Genomic DNA, 10,131 nt, shown 5'->3' on the forward strand with positions numbered 1-10,131 from the left:
ACGAGCGAGAGGCGCGGCTCGATCCCTCGTTCGACGAGGGGGCGGATCAGGTTGAGCTCGGTCCGGGCGGCGGTCAACGCCGACCGACGTGAGGCGAGCGCGGCTTCGGCTTCCTCCACGGCGCGCCCGGCCTGATTGACGCGGGCGCTGGCGGCGCCGAGCAGGCTGCTCAAGTCGGCCATGCGCGACGTGTGCAGCGACCGCTCGATGCCGATCTGCTCGGCCATGCTGGAGTTGGTGGCGGGCGGGAAGTCGGGTGACCGACCCGCCACTTCCGCTTCCAGCCGGGCGATCTTGACCCGGAGAGCATCGAATTGCGACCGGTTGCTCGAATATTCGGAGCCGGTCGCCGTCTTGTCGAGCCGCACCAGCGCCGCGCCGCGCTTCACCAGCTCGCCGGTCCTCACCAATATCGCCTCGACGATGCCTCCTTCGAGATTGGAGACGACCTGCAACTGCGAGCTCGGGATGACGCGGCCCTGGCCGCGCACGGTGCGGTCCAGTTCCGTCACAGACGCCCATATGATGAAGATCAGGACGAACGCGGCGATGATCCACAAAAGGATGTTGGATGCCGTGGCCGGACGGACCTTCTCGATATAGTCTTCGAGCGTGCTGTGGTTCATATCGCGGCGACCTTCGGGCGATTGAGCTTGGCCAATATCTGATCGCGCGGTCCGTCGGCGATGAGCTTGCCCTGGTCGAGAATCATGACCCGGCTGACCAGGCGCAGGAACGGGGTGCGGTGGGTTATGACGAGGAAGGTTCGGCCCTCCAGTTCCGTGCCGAGCCGGTCGAGAAGCCCGCTTTCCGTCTGATTATCCATGGCGCTGGACGGTTCGTCGAATACCAGCACCGATGGACGTCCGGTCAGGGCACGGGCGATGGCGATCGACTGGCGCTGACCCCCGGACAGGCCTTCGCCCCGGTCGGCGAGCCGGCGATCGTAGCCGTTGGCGATCTGGCCAATGAACTGGTGGGTTCCGGAAAGCTCCGCGGCGCGGACCATCTCCTCGTCGTCGATCCCTTCGCGCTCCAGCACGATATTCTCGCGCACCGATCCCGACAGGAGCAGCGTTTCCTGCATGGCGCTGCCGATCTTGCGGCGCAGGCTGATAGGATCGAGCTGGCGGATGTCGGTGCCGTCGAGGAGGATGATGCCCTCTTCAGGCTCGTAAAGGCCGAGCAGCAGCCTGGCGACGGTCGACTTTCCCGAACCGACCCGTCCGAGCAGCGCGACATGCTCGCCGGGCTCCAGGGTGAAACTCACGCCTTCCAGCGCCTTTTCGGGCGCGCCGGGATAGCGGAAATGGACGTTGCGGAACTCGATGCGCCCCTCAGTCGCGGCGAGCACGAGCGGCTCGCCCTCCGGGCCTTCCGCCGGCGTGTTCATCAGGCCGTTGAGCTGGCGATAGGCGGTGCGCGTGGCCGTCATCCGCGACAGAAGGGTGGCGATCTGTCCAAGCGGCGCGACGGCGCGGCCGGAGAGGATCGAGCAGGCGATAAGCCCGCCCATCGTCATCACGCCCTCGGCGATGAGGCCGACGCCGACAATAACGACCCCGGCATAGGATATGGTCTGGGCCGAGCCGGCGATGGTGATGCCGATATTGGCGACCAGCCGCTGCTTGAGGCTGATGGCGCTGTGCTCCTCGATGGCGGCGTGCCAGCGCCGGGTGAGGATCGGGGCGGCGCCCGACGTCTTCACCGTCTCCAGCCCTCCGATCGTCTCGACCAGCACGGTTTGCTTGAGCAGCCCCTGGCCCATCGACTGGGCCGACAGCCTGTCCATCGCCGGCTGGGTGACGAGGCCGACAAGGACCACCAGCGGGATCATCACCAGCGGCACGAGCACGACCGCGCCGCCGATCATGGCGATCACGGCCAGCGTGATGAAGATGAACGGCACGTCGACGATGGCCGTGAGCGTCGCCGACGCGAAGAAATCGCGCAACGTCTCCAGTTCCCGGACGACACCGGCGAGCGCGCCCGTCGAGCCCTTCTTCTGGTCAAGGCGGATGGCCAGGAGTCGGGCGAACACCGACTCTCCGACTTCCCGGTCGATCCGGGCCCCGGCGACGTCGACGAAATAGGCCCGCACCGTCTTCAGCGCGAAATCGAACATGATGACGATGGCGAGACCGATCGACAGCGCCACCAGCGACGCGGTCGCGTTGTTCGGCAGCACGCGGTCGTAGACCACCATGGTGAAGATCGACGTGACAAGGGCGAAGACGTTGATCATCACCGCCGCGACCGCGACCCGGGAATAGATCCCCTTGTTGCGGAGCATCGGCCCCATCAGCCACGGCGCGAACCGTTGCTTGGGAATGTCGACGATATTCTCGGCGCTCATTGCACCTCCAAAGTGGGCGGATCGATGCTCAGCGTCGACAAAAGCCGGCCGGTCCGCGACAGGAGCACATAGCGCGCCGCGTCGAGCTCCGTGATGCTGCGGATGTAGGTGGCGGCGACGTCGAAATAGCCGCTTTCGGATTCGAGGAGATCGAACAAGGTGCCGCGAGCGACCCGGAAACGCTCGGCGAGCACGTCGCGCGACTGCCGGCTGGCGATATAGCTGTTTTGGAGCGCGGCCAGCTGCTGTTCGAGCGCGACGACGTCGGACCAGGCGATCGCCGCCTCCCGTTCCGCCTCGCTGCGGACCCGGGTGGCGCTGGCCTGAGCCGCGCTCGCCCGAGCCTCCGCCTGGTCGGCGCGCGCATCGCCGGGCCCCAGGAAACGGTAGGTCACCGTGGCCAACCCGCGAACGTCGTAATCCGGGCTCGACAGGCCGTATTTGCCGGCATTGAGGCCCACGCCCAGATTGGGCAGGGTCGCGGCGCGCCCGGCCCTGGCTTCGCGCCGGGCGGCGCGGGCGAGCGCTTCGGCGCCTTCGACATCGGGCGTCGAGCGCGCAAGGAACTGTGCGGCCTCCTTGGTCATGGTCGCCACATCGATCGTGGGCGCGCGCCCTAGGCCGGGCGGGGCCGGGGCACCGAACATTTCCTCGAACCGCGCCTCGGCATTGGCGAGCTGGCGCCGATAGCCGGCGAGATCAGCCTGGGCGGAAGCGATATAGCTTTCCACCCGCGGCAGATCGCCCGGCGCGGATACGCCCTGATCGATGCGGATCTGTATGGCGCTCCTGAGGTCCCGCTGATTATCGACGAACGCCTCGGCCAGGCCGACGAGGGCGCGATAGGCGAACACATCGTACCAGGCTGCGATCGCCCTCAGCGCCACCTGGTCGGCGGCCGATTCCGCCTCGTAGGCGGCGGCCCGAAGCCGCGCCCCTGCCGCGGCGATCCGGCTCGACGTGGCGCCGAAATCCCAAATCGTCTGCTGGGCGTCCAGGAGCACATCGCTGCGTGCCTCCGACCGGGACCTTTCGATGATATTGTCCGGATCATTGTCGAATTCGCGGGCGAGCGTGCGCTGCGAGAGGAAACTGAGATCGACCGTCGGAAATCTCGCCGACCGGGCCTCATCTTCCGCGGCCTCGGCCTCGGCGATGCCGGCCTGGGCCTCATCCACGCGAGGATGACGCGCGACCGCCAGTTGTATCAGCCCGACAAAGGCATCGTCGGCCGCGGCGTCGCGGGCCAGGGCGAGAACGGGGTCGGCGCTGAGATCGATACCCAGCGGATCCCGGCTGGGGGCAGGAAGATCCTCCACCGGTTGGGCGACGGGAAAGCTTGGCGGCGCCGGCGCCGTCAGCGGCGAGCCGGACTGCGCGAGGGCGACAGCGCCCATGATCATGAACAAGCCTGGATTGCCCACACTCGATCCCCGAAAAGGAGGAGAGATCCCCGCTCGAGGTTCTAATTCATCCGATTGTGCAAGGCTATGTATTTATTGGATCATCCAAATGGTCGAGGCCAAATGAGATAGACTGGGGCCGGCGACCCGGCACCCGCTTTGTGAGCCCGCCGGCGGGCATCTGGTCGGGGCACAAAAAAAGGCCGCCCCGCATGGGACGACCTTGATTGAGCTTCGATGTGAAGCGAAAGGCAGGAGAGAATTCGGTGGTTGCGGGGGCAGGATTTGAACCTGCGACCTTCAGGTTATGAGACGGAATAGCCGCACAATATCCCATTGATAATTAATGGATAATCGCGATGTATGAAAATGTGTGTGAGATTTTGTGAGAGAATATAGCCCCGAATCGCGTCTTTCGGCGGCTGAATTTTTTTCGTTCCCTCTCCAATGATCCTATCAGAGCCGCGGATCAGCTCAAGCGGGATTTTAGTCTACTCCGCTGCTTCGGCTGGCCGCAGTTTGAGCTTCGCATCCTCTCCTTCTGCGAAGGCGTTTGTATCCTCCAGCATCTGACGAGCACCTTCAAAGGCGCTCCAGTCGTTCCCGCCAGTGTAGCCTTGTGCCGCGTCCAGCATCCGGATCAGCGGCTCGGTGCGGCTGTTCTTCGAAAAAGCTTTCAGCGCCCCGAGGTAGTCGGTGCGATAGGCGGTTGGGATGATGATACGCTCCTCGCCCCCGGCTACCAGCTCGGCATTCATCATAATCCGCGCTGCACGCCCGTTGCCATCGGCGAATGGATGTACCTCGCTGACCAGTACCATCATAAAGGCTGCTTTCTGAAACGGCTCCTCCAGGGCGCGGTAGAACTCAAAGCCCTTCTGGAGGGTGCCGTTCACCAACTCGGGAGCAACGAATACAGTGCTGCCTGCCTGGTTGATCTTCGATTTGAAAACGCCGGGGTTCTTGTCCGGACGGGCTTCCATGATGGAAGCGTGCCGTCGGCGCAGGATAGCTTCGAATTCCTCATAGCTGCCCGGAACCGTTTTCATCTCCCGCACGTCGGAAACGATCCGAAAGGTTCCTAGAATATCGTGGGCGTCTTCCGGCCGCTCCGGTGGGATCGTACCTTCAAAGACGATCTCGCGGGCCTCCCCAACGCTGAACTCGGTGCCCTCGATGAAGTTGGAAAAATAGGCTTCGAAAAAGGCGAGGTTGGCGTTGGCCTCCCCGCCCCTCTCCGGCGCCGGACGCGGTGACGGGAGCGCCTCCCGGAGCGCGACGAAGAGCGCCTCGAACAGCGGGATGCGATCCGGATCGAACGGCTGACCAGCGACGCGAGCCTTGCCGATAGCACTTTCGGGCTTGGCGTCACGGGTGCCAAGGAAGGCGCCGATGAGGTCATTCAGCTCTTCGAACTCCTTTTCGAGCTCAAGCTTGGGCGCGAGCGCGCGCGCATCGTCGCGCAGCTTGTTAAGCGCGCCCTCGCCGCTTCGCCTGATCAGCGCGTCGAGACGGTTCTCCATTTCATCGCGGGAAAGGGTGCGGGGAATACGGCCGCCACGCGCACGGGATTCGCGCATATTCTCGAGATATGCGCGCGGCATGGACGCAAGCCACGCGCCACCAATGAACTGCTTGTCTGTGTCGAGCGGACCCGGCCCTTTCCGCGGACGCAGCGTGATCCCGGGGAGCTCGGTTTCACGGGTCTTGTCGGATATGAGGAATACGGAGCCATCGTCGGCTGGCCGGTTTTCAAGAGCCGTGCGGTCGGTGATCAAAGCATCTGGATAGTAACTGGTGATCAGGTGATACCAGTTGCGGCGCACCAGCCGCTCGGGATCCTCTGCGAGGTTACGCGTGTAGAGGCGCGAGCCAATTTTGCGTAGCTCGCCGCGATCGACCGCCTCTGAGACGGGCTTGGATATGCTGGTGTCCGATACGAACACCTCTGGAAGCGCATTGACGGAAAAATCTGGCATTAAGCCTCCCTTTCAACCCATCATATGGAATTTTTGCGATTTAAGGAAGCGAAATCCGGAAAAAGTGCAGGTTAGTGGGTGGCCCGCGTATTAAGAGTTCCTCAGCCAGCTCTACAGAGAATTTTTGCGGGTTAAGGTGGGGCAATTCCGAAAAAACGCGACATAGGGGTGGACCCTCAGCACGAAATCAAAGCTTAGTGAGAACCACGCCTCTGCGCCAGTGTCAGCTTTACTATGTTGGAAGGTTGACGATGTCAGCTTGCTATGGTTTAATATCCGACAGGAGGTTCCCATGACGGACGGACCATATCGAAGCTTAAAGCTGAATCGGCCTTGGAAGGACGCAGCAGAAGCGCTGTCCGAACAAGCGACGACTATTCCGGAAGCCTGCGAGCTTCTCGCGAAAGCGATCACGAATGATGTGGTGAACCAGAACGGAGTCACGCTCCTTGCAGAGCTGAAGGACATTTTCGGTACGACTCCGCAGTCGCATCTCTTCGCCGCTGATCCATCTTCATACCTTGAGCAAATCGCAGCGGCGAATTCATCGCCGTTCAACGCCTGCCTTGCGAGGCATGCGACTCTCGCACTTGCCCAGGGACGCAACACTGAAGCCGGCCTGAGCGAAGCGCTCACGCAAGCCGTGTCTGAAGCGGCCAATGCCGGTCTTCAAAGCATCCGAGAACACGACACTGCCCGAGCGGAAGATCAGGCGGTACTGCAATATACGAGGCAGCGTTGCGGCGAAGCGCTACTCCGCCTTGAACCGGCAGAGATAGCTGCCCGCCTCATGGCCGGGGCGAAGGCCTCGCCACCCACTTCCGAGAATCCCGACGAAAGGCTCGAAGAGGGACCGCCGCTATGCGATTGAAACCACTCCAGCGCAGCCGCGTCAGTCTTTCTGTTGACGTTGCCGAACATACCGGCACCGCATCCTCCCCCGACACCGCAGTCTGTCACATAGACGAGCATATCCGCTTCGATACGGCCGCTCTGGAAACCTACTGCTTCGCGAGTTGGGAGCCGGTCATCTATGATCTTATGCTTGTTGCGGCGGCCGTCGAATTTGCCGATCGGAAAAAGAACCGCAGCAACGAGCACTGGTCGCGTGAACTCAAGCTACGCATTCCGGTGCACGAACCTGACAAATGGGCGGAAGATGCGGTGAGTTCCGCCCTCCACGCCGCGTTACGTCTCCTTACTGGTGATGCGTGGGACCTGGAGTTCGTCGGCCGGCAATCCGATTATCATGGCCCGACTCAAAGCCATCTAGAGCTCAAGCCTGAGGGCTCATGCATCATGTCTTACAGCGATGGCCTCGACTCCCGCAGCGTCGAGGCCATCGTACGGAAACAGGACGGTCCGAACGCCCTGGTCCGTGTGAGAATCGGCGATAAGGGTGGAGAGGACCCTCTTCTTAATAGCCATGCACTCGAAATTGCCGGCGCCCTCGGAATCGATCAAGCGGAAGCGCGTCGTAATCTGGACGATCTCATCGCGCGCCATGCGGCCCAGTGGAACGCCTACCTGGGAGCACTAGGCGACGATTCCTTCGTGAAACAATGGATTCGGGGAGCGTAGCAATGACCGCAAGGCTGGACATCAGCCCACAAGAGCTTGGAGAGCGCCTGAAGCTAGCGCGCGAAACGGCCGGGATAACCCAGGCTGATGCGGCCAGTGAGATCGAGGTCGCGAGAACGACCTTGGTCGCGATGGAAAAAGGAGAGCGGCGCGTAAGAATTCAGGAGCTTCAGAAGCTCGCAAGTTTCTATGGCACGTCTGTCAACGCTCTGCTGCGGCAAGAGTCAGTACATGTCGATCTGGTGCCGCGGTTCCGGAGGCTCAGCGAAACGAGCAATCCACACGTGGAGGAAGCGGTTCGGCTTCTCAACGATCTCGTCACCGCTGAGGTCGAGCTCGAGAACGTGCTCGGCATCAAGCATGAGACGCACTATCCGGATGAGCGTTTCCTAAGTTCCGGCGACGTGAATACCCAAGCCGAGCAACACGCCAACGAGCTTCGGAAATTTCTCGGTCTCGGCCTTGCCCCAATCGCTGACATCTTCACGCTGATTGAAGTTGGGCTTGGCATCCGGCTCTATCAGCGCCGCCTCTCCTCCTCTTCGAAGGTGTCGGGCCTCTTCGCCTATGACGCCTCGGTTGGCGCTGCCATTCTCTTGAATGCAAACCATCCTTGGGAGCGTCGCGTGCAGTCCGCCAGTCACGAGCTAGGCCATTTCTATGGAACGCGCCGGGCTCCTGAGGTGCTTGAGGTGGACGAGCGTTTCATTTCGCGAGACGAGCGCTACGCAAACACCTTCGGGCGCTGCTTTGTCACTCCGCGAGAGGCGGTCGAAAGAAAATTCAAAGAACTGACGGCTGGCTCCGACCGGCTGAAGCGCCGCCACATCATTCTGGTTGCTCACTACTTCGGCGTTTCCATCGAAGCGATGGTCAGGCGGCTTGAGGAGCTCGGGCTCGCACGATCGGGAACGTGGCATTGGTTTGAACGCAACGGACGGATCACGCGGGAAGACGTGGTTGCTGCCGTCGGCCCGGCCGCCAACCGGTCGGACCCCGGAAAGGAGGATGCCGACCGGCCGCTTTCGCTTCGGATGGGCACAATGGCTTACGAAGCCTGGAAGCGGGAGCTGCTCAGCGAAGGCCAGCTCGCGAACCTTCTCAAGATGGGGCGCATAGAATTGAGGGACTGGCTCTACAGCATAGATCAGGATGAGGATGAGGCTGATGAGCTACTCAAGCTGCCTCATTGACTGTCCCCAGTCTCCGCTGGTGCTAGATACGAGTGTAGTGATCAATCTCTACGCCTGCGGCAGGGCAGAGGATATACTTGACGCGCTGCCGCACAGAATTTTCGTTCCGCAGATTGCCGCGGGTGAACTGGGCAAGGGCACCGAAGAAGCACGTCACGAGCTCGCCTTCTTGCAGGGCCTCATTTCGGGAGCACGCCTGGATATTCTCGAACTCAGCGAAGCCGGTTTCGACATGTATGCACGTCTCGTCGCCGGCCCCCGGTCCCTTGGGGACGGCGAAGCTGCCACGCTCGCGATCGCGCTGGACCAACGCTTACTACCGGTCATTGACGAGAGAAAGGCACGCAGCCGTTTGACTGAGATTGCGCCAAGCGCTTCGGCAGCAACAACCGTGGACCTGCTGCTGCACGACCATGTTCAAAATGAGATGGGAAGAGATGCCTGTGCGGATGCTGTTTGGTCAGCATTGCAGGGCGCGAACATGTCCGTTCGCTTGGAGCAGCGCGACAGCATACTCGCGCTCATTGGCCATGAGCGTGCAACTAAATGCCGCAGCCTGCCGGGCTACAAGCGCATGTGCCAAGCGATCGAGAGTGCGAGGCGGCAAGGAGCTGCTTCCTGAACGGGGGAGGGGTCGGAGCCACGTGCGGCCACAGGCCCCTGAGCCGCAGGAGGTACGAAGAAATCAGAAACTGACAAGGAAAATTGGTTGCGGGAGTGCGCAACCGCCTTGTCCTGCAACAAACAAAAAGCCGCCCGGATTTCCGGACGGCTGACCTGATCGAACAGGTTAAGGTGGTTGCGGGGGCAGGATTTGAACCTGCGACCTTCAGGTTATGAGCCTGACGAGCTACCGGGCTGCTCCACCCCGCGACACTGGTTTTTGCCTCAAGCGCCGGCGGCCGTATCCGTGGCCTTGGCTATCCTCCCCCGGATCGAGTCCGGGGTCCGGGCGGCCGGTCGGCCTTGCGGAGCCATGGCTCCGGAGGCGAAATTGTGAATGGGTTTTTCCTGATGCGCCGGCCGCAAAGCCTGGCGACGACCTACTCTTCCACTGCTTAAGCAATAGTACCATCGGCGCTGTCTGGTTTCACGGCCGAGTTCGGGATGGGATCGGGTGGGTCACAGACGCTATGGCCACCAAGCTATGGGGCCGGCGCATAGGAAATTCTAGAAATCGTGCACAAAGTTATCTGCTGCCTTACAATGACAACATCCAATGTTGTCGTTGATGGTGGGATTCATCAAGCGCGAATAGAGCAATTAGGACCGGTTAGCTCCACGCATTACTGCGCTTCCACATCCGGCCTATCAACGTCGTGGTCTCCGACGGCTCTATGATAACTTATCTTGAGGGAGGCTTCCCGCTTAGATGCTTTCAGCGGTTATCCCGTCCATACATAGCTACCCTGCTGCACTGCTGGCGCAATGACAGGTCCACCAGAGGTATGTTCAACCCGGTCCTCTCGTACTAGGGTCAACTCCTCTCAATTATCGACGCCCACGGCAGATAGGGACCAAACTGTCTCGCGACGTTCTGAACCCAGCTCACGTACCACTTTAATTGGCGAACAGCCAAACCCTTGGGACCTGCTCCAGCCCCAGGATGTGATGAGCCG

7 protein-coding genes, 1 tRNA gene, 2 rRNA genes and 1 pseudogene are annotated in these 10,131 nt (G+C 61.6%); 4 read left to right on the forward strand and 7 right to left on the reverse strand.

The features are described from left to right. The 4 genes and pseudogenes from VIR62_RS00615 to VIR62_RS00630 form a co-directional block, all read right to left on the reverse strand. Nucleotides 1–626, reverse strand: a pseudogene (locus tag VIR62_RS00615) (HlyD family type I secretion periplasmic adaptor subunit); the annotation flags it as partial. After that, nucleotides 623–2,356, reverse strand: coding sequence for a type I secretion system permease/ATPase (locus VIR62_RS00620; RefSeq protein WP_431867803.1), 1,734 nt, complete (start codon nucleotides 2,354–2,356; stop codon nucleotides 623–625). The gene VIR62_RS00620 and the pseudogene VIR62_RS00615, both read right to left, overlap by 4 nt. Continuing rightward, nucleotides 2,353–3,759, reverse strand: a complete 1,407-nt coding sequence (locus VIR62_RS00625) for a TolC family protein (protein WP_431867805.1) — start codon at nucleotides 3,757–3,759, stop codon at nucleotides 2,353–2,355. The genes VIR62_RS00620 and VIR62_RS00625 overlap by 4 nt, the downstream gene beginning before the upstream one ends. A gap of 491 nt (nucleotides 3,760–4,250) precedes the next feature. Further along, nucleotides 4,251–5,738: a Fic family protein gene (locus VIR62_RS00630; protein WP_431867806.1), complete on the reverse strand. Its 1,488-nt coding sequence runs from the start codon at nucleotides 5,736–5,738 to the stop codon at nucleotides 4,251–4,253. 292 nt (nucleotides 5,739–6,030) lie between these two features. Between VIR62_RS00630 and VIR62_RS00635 the strand changes: the two genes are divergently transcribed. Genes VIR62_RS00635 through VIR62_RS00650 form a run of 4 tightly spaced genes read left to right on the forward strand, consistent with a single transcriptional unit; the run spans nucleotide 6,031 to nucleotide 9,134 of the window. Beyond that, the gene (locus tag VIR62_RS00635; protein ID WP_431867808.1) at nucleotides 6,031–6,609 is read left to right on the forward strand and encodes a hypothetical protein; all 579 of its coding nucleotides are present in this window, start codon (nucleotides 6,031–6,033) and stop codon (nucleotides 6,607–6,609) included. Continuing rightward, complete coding sequence (locus tag VIR62_RS00640; protein WP_431867810.1) at nucleotides 6,600–7,319, forward strand: hypothetical protein; 720 nt, start codon at nucleotides 6,600–6,602, stop codon at nucleotides 7,317–7,319. The genes VIR62_RS00635 and VIR62_RS00640 overlap by 10 nt, the downstream gene beginning before the upstream one ends. Nucleotides 7,320–7,321: 2 nt before the next feature. Further along, nucleotides 7,322–8,512, forward strand: a complete 1,191-nt coding sequence (locus VIR62_RS00645; RefSeq protein WP_431867811.1) for an ImmA/IrrE family metallo-endopeptidase — start codon at nucleotides 7,322–7,324, stop codon at nucleotides 8,510–8,512. A 37-nt stretch (nucleotides 8,513–8,549) separates the two neighbouring features. Further along, nucleotides 8,550–9,134 (forward strand): hypothetical protein, encoded by a 585-nt coding sequence (locus VIR62_RS00650; protein ID WP_431867812.1) that lies wholly within the window; start codon nucleotides 8,550–8,552, stop codon nucleotides 9,132–9,134. Between the two features lie 174 nt (nucleotides 9,135–9,308). Here VIR62_RS00650 and VIR62_RS00655 read toward each other — a convergent pair. From VIR62_RS00655 to VIR62_RS00665, 3 genes are all read right to left on the reverse strand, one after another. Further along, a tRNA-Met gene (locus tag VIR62_RS00655) sits at nucleotides 9,309–9,385 on the reverse strand. A gap of 157 nt (nucleotides 9,386–9,542) precedes the next feature. Then, nucleotides 9,543–9,657: ribosomal RNA gene (gene rrf / locus VIR62_RS00660) — 5S ribosomal RNA — on the reverse strand. Between the two features lie 99 nt (nucleotides 9,658–9,756). Next, a 23S ribosomal RNA gene (locus tag VIR62_RS00665) occupies nucleotides 9,757–10,131 on the reverse strand; the annotation flags it as partial.

The sequence above is a fragment of the Allosphingosinicella sp. genome (assembly GCF_036570505.1).
Taxonomy (GTDB): domain Bacteria; phylum Pseudomonadota; class Alphaproteobacteria; order Sphingomonadales; family Sphingomonadaceae; genus Allosphingosinicella.

What these genes read in the sequence shown, in the direction of transcription:
- VIR62_RS00620 (WP_431867803.1), bottom strand. Translation starts at nt 2,356, where the DNA reads ATGAGCGCCGAGAATATCGTCGACATTCCCAAGCAACGGTTCGCGCCG.
- VIR62_RS00625 (WP_431867805.1), bottom strand. Translation starts at nt 3,759, where the DNA reads ATGATCATGGGCGCTGTCGCCCTCGCGCAGTCCGGCTCGCCGCTGACG.
- VIR62_RS00630 (WP_431867806.1), bottom strand. Translation starts at nt 5,738, where the DNA reads ATGCCAGATTTTTCCGTCAATGCGCTTCCAGAGGTGTTCGTATCGGAC.
- VIR62_RS00635 (WP_431867808.1), top strand. Translation starts at nt 6,031, where the DNA reads ATGACGGACGGACCATATCGAAGCTTAAAGCTGAATCGGCCTTGGAAG.
- VIR62_RS00640 (WP_431867810.1), top strand. Translation starts at nt 6,600, where the DNA reads ATGCGATTGAAACCACTCCAGCGCAGCCGCGTCAGTCTTTCTGTTGAC.
- VIR62_RS00645 (WP_431867811.1), top strand. Translation starts at nt 7,322, where the DNA reads ATGACCGCAAGGCTGGACATCAGCCCACAAGAGCTTGGAGAGCGCCTG.